This window comes from Polaromonas sp., from assembly GCF_035638815.1.
Lineage (GTDB): Bacteria > Pseudomonadota > Gammaproteobacteria > Burkholderiales > Burkholderiaceae_C > Polaromonas.
On sequence record NZ_DASQZG010000019.1, the window covers coordinates 265,688 to 286,232 of the forward strand.

Annotated in this window: 15 protein-coding genes and 4 tRNA genes; 6 read left to right on the plus strand and 13 right to left on the minus strand. The window is 59.1% G+C overall.

Features of this window, described 5'->3' with window-relative positions:
- Nucleotides 1-143: 143 nt before the first annotated feature.
- Nucleotides 144-758, plus strand: a complete 615-nt coding sequence (locus VE934_RS13980) for a YqhA family protein (protein WP_324888505.1) — start codon at nucleotides 144-146, stop codon at nucleotides 756-758.
- Nucleotides 759-874: 116 nt separating this feature from the next.
- Here the strand turns inward: VE934_RS13980 and fumC are convergent, their stop codons facing one another.
- Nucleotides 875-2,260, minus strand: coding sequence for a class II fumarate hydratase (gene fumC, locus VE934_RS13985; RefSeq protein ID WP_324888506.1), 1,386 nt, complete (start codon nucleotides 2,258-2,260; stop codon nucleotides 875-877).
- Between the two features lie 91 nt (nucleotides 2,261-2,351).
- Here fumC and VE934_RS13990 point away from each other — a divergent pair, with 91 nt between their 5' ends.
- From VE934_RS13990 to VE934_RS14000, 3 genes are all read left to right on the plus strand, one after another.
- On the plus strand, nucleotides 2,352-3,905 hold the full coding sequence (locus tag VE934_RS13990) for a fumarate hydratase (protein ID WP_324888508.1): 1,554 nt from the start codon (nucleotides 2,352-2,354) through the stop codon (nucleotides 3,903-3,905).
- On the plus strand, nucleotides 3,902-4,672 hold the full coding sequence (murI, locus tag VE934_RS13995) for a glutamate racemase (protein WP_324888510.1): 771 nt from the start codon (nucleotides 3,902-3,904) through the stop codon (nucleotides 4,670-4,672). Before VE934_RS13990 ends, murI begins: the two co-directional genes overlap by 4 nt.
- Nucleotides 4,673-4,895: 223 nt before the next feature.
- Nucleotides 4,896-5,513, plus strand: coding sequence for an alternative oxidase (locus tag VE934_RS14000; RefSeq protein ID WP_324888512.1), 618 nt, complete (start codon nucleotides 4,896-4,898; stop codon nucleotides 5,511-5,513).
- Nucleotides 5,514-5,531: 18 nt separating this feature from the next.
- On the opposite strand, the gene VE934_RS14005 is transcribed toward VE934_RS14000, so the two are convergent.
- The 10 genes from VE934_RS14005 to VE934_RS14050 form a co-directional block, all read right to left on the minus strand.
- On the minus strand, nucleotides 5,532-6,167 hold the full coding sequence (locus tag VE934_RS14005; protein ID WP_324888514.1) for a DUF6806 family protein: 636 nt from the start codon (nucleotides 6,165-6,167) through the stop codon (nucleotides 5,532-5,534).
- 166 nt (nucleotides 6,168-6,333) lie between these two features.
- Nucleotides 6,334-6,425: transfer RNA gene (locus VE934_RS14010), tRNA-Leu, on the minus strand.
- Nucleotides 6,426-6,501: 76 nt separating this feature from the next.
- Nucleotides 6,502-6,575 (minus strand) — tRNA-Cys (locus VE934_RS14015).
- 104 nt (nucleotides 6,576-6,679) lie between these two features.
- Nucleotides 6,680-6,755: transfer RNA gene (locus VE934_RS14020), tRNA-Gly, on the minus strand.
- 61 nt (nucleotides 6,756-6,816) lie between these two features.
- Nucleotides 6,817-9,246, minus strand: a complete 2,430-nt coding sequence (lon, locus tag VE934_RS14025; protein WP_324888516.1) for an endopeptidase La — start codon at nucleotides 9,244-9,246, stop codon at nucleotides 6,817-6,819.
- Between the two features lie 182 nt (nucleotides 9,247-9,428).
- Nucleotides 9,429-10,694, minus strand: coding sequence for an ATP-dependent Clp protease ATP-binding subunit ClpX (gene clpX / locus VE934_RS14030; protein WP_324888518.1), 1,266 nt, complete (start codon nucleotides 10,692-10,694; stop codon nucleotides 9,429-9,431).
- 148 nt (nucleotides 10,695-10,842) lie between these two features.
- Nucleotides 10,843-11,460 carry an ATP-dependent Clp endopeptidase proteolytic subunit ClpP gene (gene clpP / locus VE934_RS14035; RefSeq protein ID WP_324888520.1) on the minus strand — a complete coding sequence of 206 codons (618 nt, stop codon included), beginning with the start codon at nucleotides 11,458-11,460 and terminating at the stop codon, nucleotides 10,843-10,845.
- A gap of 112 nt (nucleotides 11,461-11,572) precedes the next feature.
- On the minus strand, nucleotides 11,573-12,886 hold the full coding sequence (gene tig, locus VE934_RS14040; RefSeq protein WP_324888522.1) for a trigger factor: 1,314 nt from the start codon (nucleotides 12,884-12,886) through the stop codon (nucleotides 11,573-11,575).
- 90 nt (nucleotides 12,887-12,976) lie between these two features.
- Nucleotides 12,977-13,063 (minus strand) — tRNA-Leu (locus VE934_RS14045).
- Between the two features lie 165 nt (nucleotides 13,064-13,228).
- Nucleotides 13,229-14,692: a PLP-dependent aminotransferase family protein gene (locus VE934_RS14050; RefSeq protein ID WP_324888524.1), complete on the minus strand. Its 1,464-nt coding sequence runs from the start codon at nucleotides 14,690-14,692 to the stop codon at nucleotides 13,229-13,231.
- A gap of 110 nt (nucleotides 14,693-14,802) precedes the next feature.
- Here VE934_RS14050 and VE934_RS14055 point away from each other — a divergent pair, with 110 nt between their 5' ends.
- Both VE934_RS14055 and VE934_RS14060 read left to right on the plus strand, forming a co-directional pair.
- On the plus strand, nucleotides 14,803-15,285 hold the full coding sequence (locus VE934_RS14055) for an OsmC family protein (RefSeq protein WP_324888526.1): 483 nt from the start codon (nucleotides 14,803-14,805) through the stop codon (nucleotides 15,283-15,285).
- A gap of 13 nt (nucleotides 15,286-15,298) precedes the next feature.
- A complete protein-coding gene (locus tag VE934_RS14060) occupies nucleotides 15,299-15,940 on the plus strand; it encodes an FMN-binding negative transcriptional regulator (protein ID WP_324888528.1) in 642 nt (213 codons plus the stop codon).
- Nucleotides 15,941-16,093: 153 nt separating this feature from the next.
- Here the strand turns inward: VE934_RS14060 and VE934_RS14065 are convergent, their stop codons facing one another.
- Both VE934_RS14065 and VE934_RS14070 read right to left on the minus strand, forming a co-directional pair.
- On the minus strand, nucleotides 16,094-19,285 hold the full coding sequence (locus VE934_RS14065; RefSeq protein WP_324888530.1) for an efflux RND transporter permease subunit: 3,192 nt from the start codon (nucleotides 19,283-19,285) through the stop codon (nucleotides 16,094-16,096).
- Nucleotides 19,286-19,292: 7 nt separating this feature from the next.
- Entirely contained in the window at nucleotides 19,293-20,441 is a 1,149-nt protein-coding gene (locus VE934_RS14070) for an efflux RND transporter periplasmic adaptor subunit (RefSeq protein WP_324888532.1), read from the minus strand.
- Nucleotides 20,442-20,545 lie beyond the last annotated feature (104 nt).

A 20,545-nucleotide genomic window follows, 5' to 3' on the forward strand; every position in this document is an offset into this window, starting at 1 on the left:
GGCACCAAAGCCGTAATGGCCGCTTGGTGCTCAGGTTGCTAATGTCATATTCGGCACTTACAGTCCACTGACTGGCACGAAGCTTACAAACCCGGCGGCACACCTACAATCCGCTCATTCAGATCATTTCCCCCACCACTTCTATGTCAGATCCCAAAATTACCCCTCCGCCCACATCCCCGCTTGCGCCCATTCCGGGTTTCATCTTTGCCAGCCGGTGGCTGCAACTGCCGCTTTACCTGGGGTTGATCGCAGCCCAGGGTGTCTACGTGTTTCACTTTCTGGTCGAGTTGCTTCACCTGATCGAGGCTGTATTCGGCAGCAAGACCGCCCTCCAGGCGCTGGTCACCAGCATAGGCTACAAGACCGACGTCCCCATCACCTCGCTCAATGAAACCGTGATCATGCTGGTGGTGCTGGCGCTGATCGACGTGGTCATGATCTCCAATCTGCTGATCATGGTGATCGTCGGCGGTTACGAAACCTTCGTCAGCCGCATGAACCTGCAAGGCCACCGAGACCAGCCTGAGTGGCTGAGCCACGTCAATGCCTCAGTCCTCAAGGTCAAGCTGGCGACGGCCATCATCGGCATCAGCTCCATTCACCTGTTGAAAACCTTCATCAACGCTGCGAACTACAGCGAACAGGTGTTGATCGCGCAGACCGTGATCCACATTACCTTTCTGCTGTCGGCGCTGGCCATCGCCTATACCGACAAGATCATGTCTGGCATTGCTGCAGCCGCGCAAAAGCACTGAAACTCGAGGCTTTCAAGAAAAAGGGGCAATCAGCCCCTTTTTTATTGTCGAAAACGGCCTCTCGCCCTTTCCATACGGGCGTAAGTAGCTATCAATTCAATAGCGACTGCACCCTGTCAGCGGCCCACCATGTTTCCGGGCACTACCCACTCGTCAAACTGCTCGGCCGTCAGATGGCCAGAAGCCACCGCGGCATCGCGCAGGCTACTCCCGTCTTTGTGGGCCTTCTTGGCAATAGAGGCAGCCCTGTCGTAACCAATATGCGGATTGAGTGCGGTGACGAGCATGAGAGAACGGTCCACCAGTTCGGCGATGCGGTCACGGTTGGGTTCGATGCCAACCGCGCAATGGTCATTGAAGCTAACCATCCCATCGGCCAGGAGACGCACGCTTTGCAGGAAATTGTGGGCGATCATGGGTCTGAACACATTGAGCTCAAAATTGCCCGAGGCGCCGCCCATGTTGATGGCCACGTCGTTGCCAAACACCTGGCAACACAGCATGGTCACCGCCTCGCTTTGCGTCGGGTTGACCTTGCCCGGCATGATCGAAGAACCAGGCTCGTTTTCAGGAATCGTCAGCTCACCAATGCCGCTGCGCGGTCCGCTGGCCAGCCATCGCACGTCGTTGGCGAGCTTCATCATGCTGGCGGCCAGGGTTTTAAGCGCGCCGTGCGCATGGACCAGGGCATCGCAGGATGCCATGGCCTCGAATTTGTTGGGCGCGGTGACAAAGGGCAATCCAGTCAGGCGCGCGAGCTCAGCAGCGGCCTGTTCCGCATAACCTTTTGGCGCGTGCAACCCGGTGCCCACGGCGGTGCCGCCCAGCGCCAGCTCACACACATGCGGCAGAGCCGCGCGCAGGTGTTGCTCACCATGGGCAAGCTGTGCCACGTAACCCGAGAACTCCTGGCCCAGGGTCAGCGGCGTCGCATCCTGCAAATGGGTGCGCCCAATCTTGACGATACGTTCAAAGTCGCGGGCCTTTTTCTCCAGCGTAGCGCGTAACTTCGCGACCGCCGGGAGCAGCCGGTTCGTAATCGCATCAACAGCCGCCACATGCATCGCTGTGGGAAACACGTCATTGGACGACTGGCTGCGGTTGACGTCGTCATTGGGATGTACCAACCGGCCTTCGCCACGCTGACCGCCCAGAAGCTCACTCGCGCGGTTGGCCAGTACCTCGTTGATATTCATATTGCTCTGGGTGCCCGAGCCGGTTTGCCAGACCACCAAGGGGAACTCGTCCGCATGCTGCCCGGCAATCACCTCATCAGCCGCGGCCATGATGGCCTTGGCTTTTTTTCCGTCCAGCAGCCCGAGCGCAAGGTTGACGCTGGCTGAGACGCGTTTGACCTGTACCAGCGCGCGGATAATTTCGCGCGGTTGCAATTCGCCCGAGATATCGAAGTTTTGCAGCGAGCGTTGAGTCTGCGCGCCCCACAGCCTGTTGGCGGGGACTTCAATCGGGCCAAAGGTGTCGCGCTCGGTGCGTGTCTTCATGGTTGTGCTTACCTGTCAAAATACGGGGTTGTGCCAACCGTAGCACACGCGCCCTCTCCTGCAAAGCCACTCACCCACCACGCACCTGACCATGACGACCCTCATCAAACAAGCCGACCTGATTGAATCCGTTGCCGCCGCCCTGCAGTACATCAGCTACTACCACCCGGCCGACTACATTGCCCACTTGGCGCGCGCCTACGAGGCCGAGGCCAGCCCGGCGGCCAAGGATGCGATTGCGCAGATCCTGACCAACAGCAAGATGAGCGCCACCGGCCAGCGCCCGATCTGCCAGGACACTGGCATCGTCAACGTATTTCTCAAGGTCGGCATGGACGTCAAGTTCGACGGATTCACCGGCAGCCTGGAAGACGCTATCAACGAGGGCGTACGCCAGGGCTACAACCACCCCGACAACACCCTGCGCGCCAGCGTGGTGGCTGACCCGCAGTTCGACCGCAAAAACACCAAGGACAACACGCCGGCCGTGATCTTCACCGAGATCGTTCCCGGCAACAAAGTCGATGTGACTGTGGCGGCCAAAGGCGGTGGCTCCGAGAACAAAAGCAAGATGGTCATGCTCAATCCGGGTGACTCGGTGGTGGACTGGGTGCTCAAGACAGTGCCGACCATGGGCGCCGGCTGGTGCCCGCCGGGCATGCTGGGCATTGGCATAGGCGGCACCGCCGAGAAGGCCGTGCTGATGGCCAAAGAAAGCCTGATGGACGACCTGGACATGTATGAGCTGCAGGCCAAATCGTCTTCTGGCGCCAAGCTCAGCAAAACCGAAGAGCTGCGCTTGGAACTGTTTGAAAAGGTCAACGCGCTGGGCATAGGCGCGCAGGGCCTGGGCGGCCTCACCACCGTGCTGGACATCAAGATCAAGATGTACCCGACCCACGCGGCCAGCAAACCGGTGGCGATGATTCCCAACTGCGCCGCCACCCGCCATGCGCATTTCGTGATGGACGGCAGTGGCCCTGTTTACCTGACCCCGCCCAGCCTGGACCTCTGGCCCAACGTCAACTGGACGCCAGACTACGTCAAGAGCCAAAAGGTCAACCTGGACACACTCACCAAGGCTGAAGTGGCCAGCTGGAAGCCCGGCCAGACCCTGCTGCTCAACGGCAAGATGCTGACCGGCCGCGATGCGGCCCACAAGCGCATTGCCGACATGCTGCTTAAGGGCGAAAAACTGCCAGTCGATTTCACCAACCGCGTGATTTATTACGTGGGCCCGGTGGACCCGGTGGCTGGCGAAGCTGTGGGGCCTGCTGGCCCGACCACCGCCACCCGCATGGATGGCTTCACCGAGATGATGCTGGCCCAGACCGGCCTGATTTCCATGATAGGCAAGGCCGAGCGCGGACCAGTGGCCATTGAAGCCATCAAGAAACACCAGAGCGCTTATCTGATGGCCGTGGGCGGCGCCGCCTACCTGGTCAGCAAGGCCATCAAGAGTGCAAAAGTGGTGGGCTTTGCCGACTTGGGCATGGAAGCCATTTACGAGTTCGATGTGGTCGACATGCCGGTGACCGTGGCAGTGGACTCAGGCGGCACCAGCGCCCACATCACCGGCCCAGCCGAATGGCAGAAAAAAATTGCCACCGGCGAGTTCAAAGGCATCACGGTCGCCGCTGCTTGAAGCCCATAGGCGTATTCGACAGTGGCGTCGGCGGCCTGAGTATTCTCAAGGCGCTGCGCGCCCGGCTTCCCGCTGAGGATTTTGTCTATCTGGCTGACGCGGGTTTTGCGCCTTATGGCGAACGGGGTGATGACTACGTTATCGAGCGTACGCGTGTGGTGGTGGATCGCCTGGTCCGCGAGCATGATGTCAAGGCTCTGGTGATAGCCTGCAACACGGCGACCGCTGCCGCAGTCCAGCTGATGCGCACGCAATATCCTGGCTTGATTCTGGTCGGCGTTGAGCCCGCACTCAAGCCGGCCATCGCCCTCAGCCGAACCCGTCGTATTGGCGTACTTGGCACGCGCGGCACGTTGGCCAGTGCCAAGATTCGCGTGTTGCATGACTCGCTGAAAGACCAGGCGGACTTTGTGTTTATGCCTTGCGATGGCCTGGCGGACGCCATCCAGAACGACGATACCCAGCAGATCACACAGCTGTGTGCCCGCTACATGCAGGCACTTGGCACTTTCGGCACTGAAGAAGGTCAAATCGACACGCTGGTACTGGGTTGCACCCACTACCCGTTTGCCCAGCACCATCTTGCAGTTCATGCTGGTGAGAACGTGAAAATGATAGAAACGGGAGAGCCGGTGGCGCGCCAGACGCACCGCCTGCTGGAAACTGCAGGCCTGCTGAACACCGAAGGCACGGGTAGCGTCACACTTATCACCACGGGCTCGCCGCAAGCGCTGGTGGCAGCCGCGCACCGCTGGCTCGGGATATAGCGGAGGAAATCCGGATTTACTCTCGATTTAATAGCAGACAGTCCCCGTCGATACTGGGCCAGTGAGGTAAATGACCATTCATTTTGACCGGAGGGACGCCGAACACGCCCCTGCGCGGCAATACATGCTCAAATGGCAGTTGGCCCTTTAATGACGCGGATTTTTAGCTATTAACCTGATAGCAAACTGGATATCTCCAGCGCGCCACCTCCGGAGAATACTGATGCAAGTCACCCCACCCCCGGCCACCCACCACGAACAGGAAGACTTTTCGGATCGCTTTGCCTGGCGCACCACCCGACTGCTGCGTTTTCTGGCCGACACGTTTTTCGCCGGCCGCTACGGCAACCGCGCCGTCGTGCTGGAAACGGTGGCCGCCGTGCCGGGCATGGTGGGAGGTGCGCTGGTTCACTTGAAATCGCTGCGCAGCATGAAGGACGACGAAGGCTGGATACGCCAGCTGCTGGACGAAGCCGAGAACGAGCGCATGCACCTGATGACTTTTGTCCACATCGCTAGGCCAAGCCGGCTGGAGCGCTGGATGGTCATGCTGACGCAGGGTATTTTTTATAACCTGTTTTTTGTGCTCTACCTCGTCTCTGCCCGCACCGCGCACCGGCTGGTGGGCTACTTTGAAGAAGAGGCGGTTTACAGCTACACCGAGTATCTGGAAGGCATCGACGGCGGGCAGTATGAGAACGTGCCTGCGCCGCAGATTGCGATCGACTACTGGAAGCTGGCGCCAGGTGCGCGTCTGCGGGATGTGATTGTGGCGGTGCGCGAAGACGAGGCAGGCCACCGCGACGTGAACCACCGGTTTGCGGACCAGCTCAAGGGCTAGCCGGCGGGCAGTACCGCATTAGTGCAGGTGGCGCGGCTTGCGCCCACCGCCATGGCCGGAGCCACCTTGTGAGCCGCCCAATCCACGCGGTGGGCGACCCAGCTGCATGGAATTGACGAGTGTTTCGAAACGCTGCTCAAACAGCTTGTCGACCGCTGCGACCACATCGCCCAGCTCAGTCGCGTCAAAGTGCCGCTCCATCAACCCGATCATGTCCTGCACCAGGAGGTCGCGCTGGACCTGCATGATGGCGGCAGGCGTGGGGCCGACGAAATACATCGCGAAGTCGTCTCTGGCTTCTTCGCCATCGCGTTCTTCGTCTTCGTCAAAATCCGAATCGTAAAAAGTCACTTCAATCGGCGCGCCACTGACTGCGAGATCGTTCAAGGCCATGCAGACCTCATCAAGCACCTGCTTGAAGTCCTCATCACCGGGCACTGTCCAGCACAGCTGCAACAGATGTTGGTGAACATCGAAACGGATGCCCGGCTCTTCTTCATACACGCTGGCTGCGCCATCCGCCAGAGACTTGGCTCCGGGGTAGGACCACAGCGGCTTCAAGGCCTCCTGCAGCTGCTCAAAGCCAACATCCTCACGCAGCGGAACTTCACCGTGAACATGGATTTCAAAGGGGGGATTGTTGTAGCGAGCCATGGAATCTATCTTAACCAGTTGCAGCGGGAAATGAGCATCACCACAGCGTAGCGAAAACTGTCATTTGTGCCCGGGATGGGAATCGAACCCGCGCACGAAGAGTGCTTTGTCCCTATCGCCAAAGGTGTGCGGTTCGCGAAAGCCGACAGCTGAGTATTCAAAGGAGTGGTGCCCGGGACCGGAATCGAACCGGTACGCCCCGATTAAGGAAGCGGCGGATTTTAAGTCCGATGTGTCTACCAATTTCACCACCCGGGCAGAGCTTTATTGTGAAACAAAAAGAGCCTTGTCAGAGCACCAACAAGGCCGCCAAAATCAATACCGATTGTGTTGTTGGAGGCGCGGGGCGGAGTCGAACCGCCCTGGATGGATTTGCAATCCACTGCATAACCGCTTTGCTACCGCGCCATGTGATGCCTGACTTTCGCCAGGCTCATTACTATCAAGTCCGTATTCATCGGGCACCGGCCCAATGAAAAAGGACAGCATTTTTAAGTGCTGCCCTTTTGAATTGGAGCGGGAGAAGAGTCTCGAACTCTCGACCTCAACCTTGGCAAGGTTGCGCTCTACCAACTGAGCTACTCCCGCGATTACAGCCTCAAATTATAGCTTAGATTTTTTGCCTTTGCGAATCTATGACAAAAATCGTTCAATGTTTGACGTTGCCCGCCGCTTCCACGGGAGGCACAGCCGACGCTGCAGCAGACACTGCGGCCTCTTCTTCGGTAAGAGGAACAGGCTGACGCACCAGCGCAATCTGCAGCACCTGATCAATCCATTTGACAGGCACGATCTCCAGTCCAGCTTTGACGTTATCCGGAATCTCCTGAAGGTCTTTCGCATTCTCTTCGGGAATCAGTACGGTCTTGATGCCACCGCGCAATGCGGCCAGCAGTTTTTCCTTCAGACCGCCAATCGCAGTCACTTCACCGCGCAGAGTGATCTCTCCTGTCATGGCGACATCGCCTCGCACAGGTATACCCGTGATGGCAGAAACAAATGCCGTGGTCATGGCCGCACCAGCACTTGGACCGTCCTTGGGGGTGGCGCCATCCGGCACGTGGATGTGAATGTCCCGCTTCTCGAACATTTCATCCTTGATCCCCAGCACGCGTGCGCGGCTGCGGACCACGGTCCGAGCGGCCTCCACTGACTCTTTCATCACGTCGCCCAGTGAGCCAGTACGCGTGATCACACCTTTGCCCGGCATCATGGCCGCTTCAATGGTCAGCAGGTCGCCGCCTACTTCGGTCCATGCCAGACCGACCACCTGGCCGACCTGGTTGTGGTTTTCGGCGCGGCCATAGTCATACTTGCGCACACCCAGAAAGTCGTTGAGGTTATCGGGCGTGACGGTCACCTTGGCCTCCATCTTCTTCAGCTGGATGCCCTTGACCACCTTGCGGCAGATCTTGGAGAGCTCGCGCTCGAGCGAACGCACACCGGCCTCACGCGTGTAGTAACGCACGATGTCGCGCACGGCCTGCTCCTGAACTTCGAGTTCGCCATCCTTGACGCCGTTGTTCTTGAGCTGCTTGGGCAGGAGGTAGCGCATGGCAATGCTGGTCTTTTCATCCTCGGTGTAACCCGACAGGCGAATCACTTCCATGCGATCCAGCAGCGCCGGCGGGATGTTCATGGAGTTGGAGGTCGCCACAAACATCACATCGCTCAGGTCGAAATCAACCTCGACGTAGTGATCGCCAAAAGTGTGGTTCTGCTCGGGATCCAGCACCTCCAGCAAGGCACTTGATGGGTCGCCGCGGAAGTCGGTTCCCAGCTTGTCAATCTCGTCCAGCAGGAACAGTGGATTACGGGTCCCCGCCTTGGTCAGGCTCTGAAGCACCTTGCCCGGCAGCGCACCGATATAGGTACGGCGGTGACCGCGAATCTCGGCCTCATCGCGCATGCCGCCCAGCGCCATGCGGACGTATTTGCGGCCGGTGGCTTTCGCAATCGACTGCCCCAGCGAGGTCTTGCCAACGCCGGGAGGGCCGACCAGGCAAAGAATCGGCGCCTTGAGCTTGTCAACGCGCTGCTGCACTGCAAGATACTCAACAATGCGGTCCTTGACCTTCTCAAGCCCGTAGTGATCTTCGTCCAGCACCACCTCGGCATTGGCAAGGTCATGCTTGATTTTGGTTTTCTTGCTCCAGGGCAAACCGGTCAGCACGTCGATATAGGTGCGCACCACAGTTGCCTCAGCAGACATGGGCGACATCAGCTTTAGCTTCTTCAGTTCGCTTTCAGCCTTTTTTCGGGCTTCCTGCGGCATCTTGGCGGTCTTGATCTTTTTCTCGATCTCTTCAATGTCCGCGCCCTCTTCGCCCTCTCCCAGTTCTTTCTGGATGGCTTTGACCTGTTCGTTCAGATAAAAGTCGCGCTGGTTTTTCTCCATCTGCCGTTTGACACGACCGCGGATTTTCTTGTCGACATTGAGGATGTCGACCTCACGCTCAAGCTGCTCGTACAGGTTTTCCAGTCGGGCCTTGACGTTATCCAGGTCAAGAATGACCTGCTTGGCATCAAGCTTGAGCGGCAAGTGCGCTGCAATGGTGTCTGCCAGGCGGCCGGCATCGTCAATGCTGGAGATGGACGTCAGAATCTCAGGCGGGATTTTTTTGTTGAGTTTGACGTAGTGGTCAAACTGTTGCATCACCGCACGGCGCAGCGCTTCGATCTCGCTGGTCTTGTCAGTGGGGTCGAGCACGGGCGGCTCCACCGGCGTCACATTGGCGCTGAAATGAAACTCACCCTCTTCAATTTTATTGACGGTGGCCCGCTGCTGACCTTCCACCAGAACCTTGACGGTGCCATCCGGCAGTTTGAGCATTTGCAAAATCGTCGCCACGCAGCCAACGGAAAACATGTCCTCAACCGAGGGCTCGTCCTTGGCGGCAGCTTTTTGGGCAACCAGCATGATGCGGCGCTCGGCCTCCATTGCTGACTCTAGCGCCTTGATGCTCTTGGGTCGACCCACAAAGAGGGGAATCACCATGTGAGGAAAGACCACGACGTCGCGAAGAGGCAGCAGCGGCAGCTCAATCGGACTGGGGGGCAATGTGGTTTGTGCGGACATATCAACCTTAAAGGTAAGCCTTAACAAAAGCCCCAGAGTGCTGTCTCAGGGTCAGGCTTTCATGCAGCAGAGAAAACAATACATTCGAAATGGGGGACCACTGGCAATTTTCAAGCAAGGCGCAGATTCAACCTGCGTCGCGCGCCCTATCAACTCCCGATGCCCTCGTCACCCTTGTCGCCTCATGCTTGCTTGGCCGCTTCGCGGTACACCAGCAAGGGCGCCTTGTTTTCCTCAATCGTCGCTTCATCAACCACCACTTTTTCCACGTTGCTGCTGTTGGGCAAGTCAAACATGGTGTCAATCAGGGACTGCTCCAAAATGGAGCGCAAACCGCGTGCACCGGTTTTTCGGGCGAGCGCCTTGCGGGCAATCGCCTTGAGAGCTGATGGGCGAATTTCCAGGTCAACGCCTTCCATGGACAGGAGTTTGCTGAACTGTTTGACCACAGCGTTTTTCGGTTCGGTCAGGATCTGCACCAACGCGTCTTCAGTCAGCTCGGCCAGCGTCGCGACCACGGGCATGCGGCCGACCAGCTCGGGGATCAGGCCAAACTTGATCAGGTCTTCGGGCTCGACGTCTTTGAAAGATTCCGTGAGGCTGCGCGCCTTTTTGCTTTTGACCGCAGCGCCAAAACCAATGCCGGAGGCCTCGGTGCGGTTTTCAATAACCTTCTCAAGACCCGAAAAAGCGCCGCCACAGATAAACAGGATGTTGGTGGTGTCCACCTGCAGGAAGTCCTGATTGGGGTGCTTGCGTCCGCCCTGCGGGGGCACTGACGCCATGGTGCCTTCGATCAGCTTGAGCAGCGCCTGCTGCACGCCCTCACCTGACACATCACGCGTGATGGACGGGTTGTCTGACTTGCGGGAAATCTTGTCGATTTCGTCGATGTAAACAATGCCCTGCTGAGCCCGCTCGACTTCGTAGTTGCAGCTCTGCAGCAATTTCTGGATGATGTTTTCAACGTCCTCGCCCACATAACCAGCTTCGGTCAGCGTCGTGGCGTCGGCCATGACGAAAGGAACATTGAGCGTACGGGCCAGCGTCTGCGCCAGCAGCGTCTTGCCCGATCCCGTGGGGCCGATCAGCAAGATATTGCTTTTGGTCAGCTCGACATCGTCCTTTTTCGCTTTTTCCTTGTGACGCAGGCGCTTGTAGTGGTTGTAGACCGCAACCGCCAGCGTACGTTTGGCCGGCTCCTGCCCGATCACATAGCCGTCCAGCGTGGCCTTGATTTCCAGCGGGGTCGGCAAATCGCCCCGGGTTTCGCGCACGTCCTCGCCAGCCGGCAGTTCGTCGCGAATGATTTCGTTGCAAAGATCTATGCACTCATCACAGATAAAAACCGAAGGCCCTGCTATCAGCTTTTTGACTTCGTGCTGGCTTTTGCCGCAGAAAGAGCAGTACAGGGTTTTTTCGCTGGATGAGCCTTTTTTTTCGGCCATGGATTTGATGCCTTTGGGGGGTGACCCGGAGGAGGTTGTTACCTAATGATAACCAAATAAAAACGGCGTTCTCTGTTACAGAAAACGCCGTTGCCGCCCAGCAACTGACAGGGTTTACGCGAGCGCTGGGGTTTACGCCTAGGTGCGCTCAGGGACGCTTGGCAATCACCTCGTCGACCACGCCATAAGCCTTGGCTTCATCGGCAAACATGAAGTAGTCACGCTCGGTGTCGCGTTCGATTTTTTCCACGGTTTGCCCAGTGTTCTCGGCCAGGATGCGGTTGAGCTGGTCACGTGTTTTAAGGATGTCACGCGCGTGAATTTCGATGTCAGTAGCCTGACCCTGTGCACCGCCCGAGGGCTGGTGAATCATCACGCGTGAATTGGGCAGGGAAAAACGCTTGCCTTTGGCGCCCGCCGCCAGCAAAAAAGCACCCATGCTGGCAGCCATACCCACGCACAGCGTAGATACATCGGCTTTGATGAATTGCATGGTGTCGTAAATCGCCATGCCTGCCGTCACAGAGCCGCCAGGAGAGTTGATGTAGAACGAAATGTCTTTGTCCGGGTTTTCGCTCTCAAGAAAGAGCAACTGGGCGACCACCAGGTTGGCTGTCTGGTCATTGACTGGGCCCACCAGAAAAATCACGCGCTCTTTCAGCAAGCGTGAATAAATATCATAGGACCGCTCGCCACGGCCAGACTGTTCAATCACCATCGGCACCATGCCGAGGCCTTGAATGTCTTGTGCACTGCTGTAAATCATGGGTTCTCCAAAGGTTGGGGCTACTGTACCCAAAATAAAATGGGGCTTGAAGCCGTAGCCGCAAGCCCCCGTATTGAAAATCAGGTCACGCCGTCCGCATCGGACGCAACGCTCAGCCCTGCTGACCCATCAAATCATCGAAGGACACAGCCTTCTCGACTACCTTGGCCTTGCCCAGCACGAAGTCAGTGACATTGTTCTCAATCACGACAGACTGGACTTCGGACATGCGTTTTTCATCGCTGAAGTACCAGCGCACGACGTCCTCCGGCTTCTCGTAGCTCGATGCGAGCTCTTCCACGTGCGCCTTGATCTGCTCGGGTTTCGGGAACAGGTCATTGGCGCGGGTCAGCTCAGCGACCACCAGACCCAGGCGCACACGGCGCTCGGCTTGTGGACGGAAGATGTCATCGGGAATCGGCGCCTTGTCTGCATCCTTGATGCCGCGCTGCTTCAGATCGGCGCGTGCGCCTTCGACCATCCGCTCGAGTTCAGCCTGGACAACTGCCTGCGGCAGATCCAGTTCTGCGGTGGCCAGCAAGGCATCCATGGCGGCGTTTTTGTTGCGGGCCAGCAAACGGAATTTGACTTCGCGCTCCAGGTTTTTGCGAATATCGGCGCGCAGACCTTCAACGGTGGCATCGGCAATGCCGAGGGACTTGGCCAGAGCTTCATTAACTTCTGGCAAGTTGGCAGCTTCAATTTTCTTCACGGTCACCATGAAGTCGGCCTGCTTGCCGGCCACGTCTTTGCCGTGATAGTCCGCTGGAAAGCTCAGTGGGAAAGTCTTGCTTTCGCCGCTTTTCATGCCGCGCACAGCATCTTCAAATTCCTTGAGCATCTGGCCGTCACCCACCAGAAACTGAAAAGCTTCAGCCTTGCCGCCGGCGAAGGTTTCGCCGTCGATCTTGCCTTCAAAGTCGATGGTTACACGGTCGCCGTCTTGCGCTGCGGCATCCATGGCGCGCTGGGCAAAGGTGCGACGCTGTTTGCGCAAGATATCGATGGTCTTGTCGATGGCTTCATCGCTGACTTCGGCGCTGACTTTTTCAACTTCAGCACCGGACAAGTCGCCAAGCTTGACTTCGGGGTACACCTCGAAGATGGCGTCGAATGTCAACTCGCCTTCGGGGGCGCCTTCTTTTTCGCTGATGCGCGGCTGGCCTGCAACACGCAGCTTGGCTTCGTTGGCGGCCATGGAAAACGCTTCGCCGACCTTGTCGTTCATGACTTCGTAGTGCACGGAGTAACCGTAACGCTGGGTAACCACAGTCATCGGCACCTTGCCTGGACGGAAACCGTCCATCTTGACCGTGCGGGCCAGGCGCTTCAGGCGTGAATCGACTTCGGACTGGATGGTGTTGACCGGGAGGGTCAAAGTCATTTTGCGTTCCAGCTTTTCAAGGGTTTCAACAGTCACGGCCATGATCTACTCCTAATATCCAGATGTATAAAAGGACGAGCGCACGCACGGAAAAAGTCCAGCCGTGCGGCAATCATCCTGAATTCTCAAAGGTGGTGCGCGGGGCGGGACTCGAACCCGCACAGTATTGCTACCGTCAGGACCTAAACCTGGTGCGTCTACCAATTTCGCCACCCGCGCGCCGGAAACAAAAACGGGAATCGGATGTTTTCCAAATTCCCGTTTGAAATCGGTCAACTTTCTATTTTAGCCTGTAACGGCCTCGGCTTCCGGGGGTGCTGCAAGTCGTCAGCACCGGCGCTCGCTTTGAAAACCCGCAATCAACCAGACAGAAAACACGGTTTTCTACTTGTTCTGCAGCAATTTTCCCAGTTTGTTTGCCGCCGCGCGCAGCGACGCGGTGTCATACCCCGCATAACCAAACAACCACCCCCGGCGTCTGGAGGTAATGGTGTAACGCGACAGCGGCGCCAGCAGAATACCCGCCTCCTGTGCCCGCGCCGACAGGGTTTGGTCGTCACGCCCCGCCGGCAATTCGTGCAGCAGATGCATGCCCTGCTCGCTGGGCTGCAGCACCAGTTGGCCTTTGCTGGCGCTGGCAAGCGCATCTATCAGGGCTTGCTGGCGCTGCGGATACAACTCGCGCATGCGGCGCAGGTGGCGCAAGAGGTGGCCTTCTGTGATGAAGCGAGCCAGCACCTCCTGAGCGTCGCCCGGCGAGTGGCGGTCGATCAAGGCGCGGGCCATCGCAAAGGCACCTGCCAGCGCATGCGGCAGCACGATAAACCCCAGCCGCAACCCGGGGTGCAGCGTTTTGGAGAAGGTTCCCACATACAGCACGCGCTGCGCATGCGGGAGGCTGCACAGCGCGGGCAGGCGATGTTTGCCGTACTGAAATTCGCCGTCGTAGTCGTCTTCCACAATCCAGGCGCGCTGGGCATTGGCCCAGTCCAGCAGTTCCAGTCGGCGCTGCAAGCTCATACGCACACCGGTCGGAAATTGAGACGTGGGCGTGACCACCGCCAGCCGGGCGTCAGGCCATTGCGCTGCTGCCTGGCTGACCAGCAGGCCTTCGGCGTCCACCGGTACCGGCCGTGCGGTCACGCCGTGTCCGACGAGGCTGGCACGAATGCCGGGATAGCCTGGGTCTTCCACCCAGGCATCGTCGCCCGGATCCAGCAGCAGGCGTCCCACCAGATCAATGGCCTGCTGCGAACCCGAGCACACCACCACCTGCGCCGCCTCGCAGCGAATGCCGCGCGACACCCACAGCCAATGCGCAATGGCGTCGCGCAGTGCCGGCGCACCTGCCGGGTCCAAATATTGCGCCTGGGCCATGCGCTGGGCTTTGGAGGCTTGCCGTGTCAAACGGTCCCACACTGCAAAAGGAAAGGTGGCGATCTCGGGCGCACCGATGCGAAACGGCAGCGCCGCCTGCAAGGGCGGATTCCAGCGCAGCACCGTGTCAGCCACCAACTGCCCGCGTTGCGACAGGCCGGCAGCGATGCTGGGACGCAAGCCCTCGCGGACGGTCACCACGGTTGCCAACGCACCCAGGTTGTCGGCCACAAAACTGCCGTCTCCCACGCGGGCCAGCACATAACCCTCGGACTGCAGGCGCTCCAGCGCCCACAAAACGCTGTTGCGCGACACACCCAGCGTTTTGGCCTGCTCACGGGAGGCGGGCAGGCGTGTGCCGGGCTTGAAGGTGCCCTGCTCAATGGCGCGGCGCAGCTCCAGGTACACCCGCTGGCGTACCGATTCGCTGCGGGGTTGGGGTCGTGTTGGCGCAATGGCTCTTTGAATCACCCTGAATTGGCCCCTCGAACAAAGGAAGATCTTAATAAACTAGGGAACCACTTTATCAGTTCCTGCCTTTACCCATCCCGTCACCAAAGACCTGTCAAAGGAGCAGCACCATGGCCCAGCACAGCACCACCATTTTTTGGGAACGCGACAACGCAGCGTTTACGGACCACCGCTACAGCCGCCGACACACCTGGCTCTTTGACGGAGGCGCGGTCGTGCCGGGTTCGTCGTCGCCACACGTGGTACCAAAGCCCTATTCGGACCCGGCAGCCGTCGACCCCGAAGAGGCCTTCGTAGCCTCGCTGTCGAGTTGCCACATGCTCTGGTTCCTCGACCTGGCCGCACGCGACGGCTGGGTGGCGGACAGCTATCGCGATGAAGCGGTGGGCACCCTGGCGCGCAACGAGGAAGGCCGGCAAGCCATCACCCGTGTGGTGCTGCGCCCTGCGGTTCAATTTGCGCCTGGGCACTGCCCCGCGCCTGACGAACTCCATGACCTTCACCACCGGGCCCACGCCTCATGTTTTATCGCCAACTCGGTCAAGACCGAGGTTCTGTGCGAACCCCGTATTGAATCTGAAACCCACAGCTAAAGCCAAGCGCACCATGACGTATTTGCCACCCCACTTTGCAGAGACCGACACCGCCACGCTGCACGCCTTGGTGCGCGCCCACCCGCTGGCCACCTGGGTCGTGCAACACCAGGGAGAACTGCTGGTTAACCATATTCCCATGCTGCTGGACCCCGACCGCGGAGAACACGGCACGCTGGTGGGCCATGTGGCGCGCGCCAACCCGGTGTGGCAGGCCCTGGCCGCAGGCGCCCAATCGGTAGCGGTGTTCGCCGGCCCGCAAGCCTATGTGTCGCCCAATTGGTACCCGAGTAAACATGCACATGGCAAGGCGGTGCCCACGTGGAACTACGCCACTGTGCACGCCCACGGCGTGCCGCAGGCCTTTGACGACACAGAGCGCGTGCTGGACGTGGTGACACGCCTCACCCGGACGCACGAGGCGAGCCAGGCCCTGCCGTGGCATGTGTCGGATGCGCCGGCCGACTACATCACTCAGATGCTCAAAGCCATCGTCGGCGTGGAGATGCCGGTGCAACGCTGGATCGGCAAATGGAAAGTCAGCCAGAACCGCCCCGCTTCTGACCAGCATGGCATTGCAGCGGGGCTGAGTGGTCAAAGCACCCCCGCTGCCGCCGAAATGGCTGCGCTGGTGCAACAAAAAATCAAACCCTAAAGGGCCGCCCTGCACAGCCAAAACACCCATCACCATCGACGCCTTGCCATGGTGTGGCGCGCCCAAGCTGTATCGGCTGACCCGCGCCACCAATGCCCGGGCGCGTCGCCTTTATGACCGGCTTGCCAAACACCCGGGCTCTATCCGTTACGACTAAGCGCCAAGCTGAAGCACACCTGGGGTTGCCGGAGCATTCAACACTCCCGGTGTATCACGTTTGACGCGAAACCATGCGGCGTACATCGCAGGCAAGGCCAGCAAGGTCAGCACGGTTGCCACAATCAGTCCGCCCATGATGGCAACAGCCATCGGCCCCCAGAACACGCTGCGCGACAGCGGAATCATCGCCAGCACCGCTGCAGCAGCCGTAAGCACGATGGGACGAAGCCGCCGCACCGCCGACTCGACAATCGCGTCCCACGCGAGAATGCCTGCCGCACGATCCTGCTCGATCTGGTCAATCAGGATCACCGAATTACGCTGAATCATGCCCATCAGGGCAATCACGCCCAGCAGAGCCACAAATCCAAAAGGCCGGCCCAGCACCAGCAGCGCGCCAGCGACACCGGCAATTCCGAGCGGCCCGGTAATAAACACCAGCATCGCGCGGCTGAAGCTGTGCAACTGCAACATGAGCAAGGTAAAAGTCAAAAACAGCATGATCGGAACGCCCGCCACGATGGAGCTGGAGCCCTTGCTGCTTTCCTCCACAGCACCCGCTACCTCAATGCGGTAGCCGCTCATACCGTTTTTGTGCCACCTGGCTTCAATGGCTTTCAGTGCCGGCAACAACTCGTTGGTCACCGTTGCGCCTTGCAAGCCTTCCACGATGTCGCTTTGCACCGTGATCGCGTAGTCGCGGTTCTCACGCCACATCACACCCGGCTCCCAGGTGAAAACCGGTTTGGCGATTTGCGTCAGCGGAATCGACTTGCCCGACGCCGTCGGAATGTAGGCATTGGCAATGTCAGTGATCGCATTGCGCTCGTCCTGCGGCTGGCGCAGCACGATGTCAATGAGTTTGTCGCCTTCGCGGTACTGGCCCACATTGGTGCCGGCCAATATAGTCCGGGATGCCTGCGCAATCGACTGGCTGGTCACGCCCAATGCACGCGCTTTCGATTGATCCACTTCCAGACGCAGCACCTTGACGGATTCGTTCCAGTTGTCGTTCACGCCTCGCGTGTTCGGGCTTTCACGCATCGCGGCCTTGACCTCATCGGCTCGGTCGCGCAGCACCAGCGGGTCTATGCCTACTACCCTGAACTGCACCGGATACGGCACAGGCGGGCCATTGGGCAGCAGTTTGATACGGCCCCGCACTTCGGGAAATTCCTGGGCCAACAAGGTCGGCAGCTTCACGCGCAAAGACTCGCGCACCTTCAGATCCTTGGGCAACACGATGAATTGCGACACGTTGGTCTGCGGAAAAACCTGATCCAGCGGCAGGTAAAAGCGCGGCACGCCAGAACCTACCCAGGTACTGACCGAGCTGACCCCTTCTTCTTTAAGCAGGCGCTCTTCTACGCGTTTGGTGATCTGTTCGTTGGATGCAAACGAGGTGCCCTCGGGAAACCAGATGTCCACCATGATTTCCGGCCGACTTGAGTCCGGAAAGAACTGCTGCTGCACCTTGCCCATGCCGACGATGCCCAGGGCAAAAGTCAGCACGGTCGCGCCGATGGTGACCCAGCGGTACTCCACACACCAGTTCACAAGGCGGCGGAAGTTGCGATAAAACGGGGTATCAAAATGCTCCTGGTGGCCAGCAGCCCCTTCCGCTACAGGTTTGGCTTTAAGCAGCAGTGTGCCCAGGTAGGGCACAAAATACACCGAGACAATCCAGCTCAGCACCAGCGCGATCACGGTCACGGCGAAAATCGCGAAGGTGTATTCACCCACGGTCGATTTCGCCATACCGATGGGCAGAAAACCGACAGCGGTAATCAGCGTGCCGGTCAACATCGGCATGGCCGTGATTTCGTAAGCGAACGTTGCGGCGCGCACCTTGTCGTAACCTTCTTCCATCTTGCGCACCATCATCTCCACCGCAATGATGGCGTCGTCCACCAAGAGACCGAGCGCGATGATGAGCGAGCCCAGCGAAATTTTGTGCAGGCCAATGCCGAAGTAGTTCATCGCAAGGAAAGTCACCGCCAGCACCAGCGGGATGGTGATACCCACCACCAGACCGGGACGCATGTCGATGTAATAACGCCGCCGCAGCGGATGTTCACCGGGGCGGCGGTGGAACCCGAGGGCGATAAAACTGACGGCCAGCACAATCGCCACGGCTTCAATCAGCACCCGGACAAACTCGTTGACTGACGTTGTCACTGCGGTCGGCTGATCCTGTATCTGCACCAACTCAACGCCGGCAGGAAGGGTCGTTTTAATACGGGCCACTGTCTTGTCCAGCGCGTCTCCGAGAGCGATGATGTCGCCGCCTTTGGCCATGGACACGCCAATGGCGATGACTTCCCTGCCCTGATGACGCACCTTGACCGCCGGGGGGTCTACATAACCACGCTTGATTTCGGCAATGTCGCCCAGCCGAAGCTGGCTACCGGAGCTGCCGCGAATGGGCATGGCGCGCAGTTGCTCCACCGCCTCAAACTGCCCCGCAACCCGCACCTGCACCACATCCAGTGGCGTCTGCACCGCGCCCGCCGACTCGACCGCGTTTTGCTGCCCCAGCTGGCTGAGAACCTGGTTGAAGTCCAGCCCGAGTTGGGCCAGCCGCTTCTGGGAAACTTCAATGAAAAGCTTTTCGTCCTGAACCCCAAATTGCTCAGCCTTGGCGACATCCGGCACACGCAGCAGTTGCTGGCGCACGTCGTCTGCAAAGGTCTTGAGTTCGGCGTAATTAAACCCATCAGACTGCAGCGCATAAATCACGCCATACACATCGCCAAAGTCGTCATTAAAAAACGGCCCCTGAATGCCGCCCGGCAAGGTGTGGCGCATGTCGGCAATCTTTTTGCGCACCGCATACCAAGCACCGGCCACATCAGATGCTTTGGATGAATCCTTGATCTGGAAAATGATTTGCGACTCACCCGGCTTGGAATAGCTGCGGATCTTGTCTGCGTAGGGCGCTTCCTGCAACGTGCGCTCAAGTTTGTCGGTGACTTGTTCGGCCACCTGCTGCGCAGTAGCGCCGGGCCAGTAAGTGCGTACCACCATGGCACGGAAGGTAAACGGCGGGTCCTCGTCCTGCCCCAGCTGAAAATACGCGGCAAAGCCGAGCAGCATCAGCACCACCATCAAATACCGCGTCAACGCAGGATGGTCCAGCGCCCATTTCGACAGGTTAAAACTGTCTTTCGGTTGAACTTTGGTCATGCTGATCTCACTTTGCTGCAGATGCAGCGACTGCCGGCACAGCGGAGGCAGGTTCAGCGGCTACAGAGGCAGCACTGGCCACAGCCATCTTTTGCTGAAAGATGGTGACTTTCTGCCCCGGAGAAAGCACATGCACCCCGGCGCTGACCACCAGCATGCCCGGTTGCAGGCCAGACGCGATGACCGCTTCATTGCCGTCGGCCGTAGCAATTTGCACCGGCTGGGATTTAAGCGTCATGCTTGTTTTGTCCAGCACCCAGACGGCGCTGGCCTTGCCGTCCTGGCGCAGGGCGGTGGTCGGCAACTTGATGACCTGGGTACCGGTGATGCCCATGCCTTGCGGCAGCACATACACCGTTGCGCCCAGCACCGGCGGCGTCGGCGTATCGAGCGCCACCTTGACAGGGTAGGTCCGCGTGACCGGGTCGGCGCTGGCGGCAACTTCGCGCACCTTGCCGTCCAGCTCGCTGTTTTGGGCCCAAAGCCGGACCTTGACGCCCTGGCCCGGCTTGAAGGCCGCTACCTTGTCTTCTGGCACCGAAAACACAACATCACGCACGCCATCCGCAGCGATGCGCACCACCGGTGTACCTGCGGATACCACCTGCCCCACTTCTGCTTCCACAGCGGTTACGACACCTGAAACATCTGCCACCAGCACCGCATAGTTGGCCTGGTTACCCTGCACCGCCAGTTGCGACTGGGCCTGCTGCATCTGCGCCTGGGCAGCTTTCAGCGTGGTGTCGCGGCGCTCCAGTTCGGCTCCGCTGATGAAGTTCTGGTCGCGCAGCTCCTTGTAGCGCTTGTAATCGGCGGCGGCCAGATCGCGGTTGGTACTGGCCGCGGCCAGCTGGGCGCGGGCAGCATCGGCCGCCAGTCTGTAATCCTGCGGGTCAAGCTGGGCCAGCACCTGGCCGGCCTTCACACGCTGACCCACCTCGGCCTGGCGCTTGATGATCTTTCCGCCCACCCGGAACCCCACACGCGACTCCACTCTGGCTTTGACCTCGCCCGCAAACTCATGCCCGGTATTGAAGGAATCCACACCAACAGTCATGACCTTGACCGCGCGCACGGGTTCTTCAGGTGGGGCAGACTTGGAGCAGGCGGCGAGCACAAGGGCACTGCCGAGAACGGTAAAAAGGGCTTTATTCATGGTGTGATGGACCAAATCGGTTGCGAAAACAGTCGTTGTAAAGCTTGGTAAAGCTCACTAATGACTGACCGGTTAGTAATCTAGGGTAATTCTCTAGGCTTGTC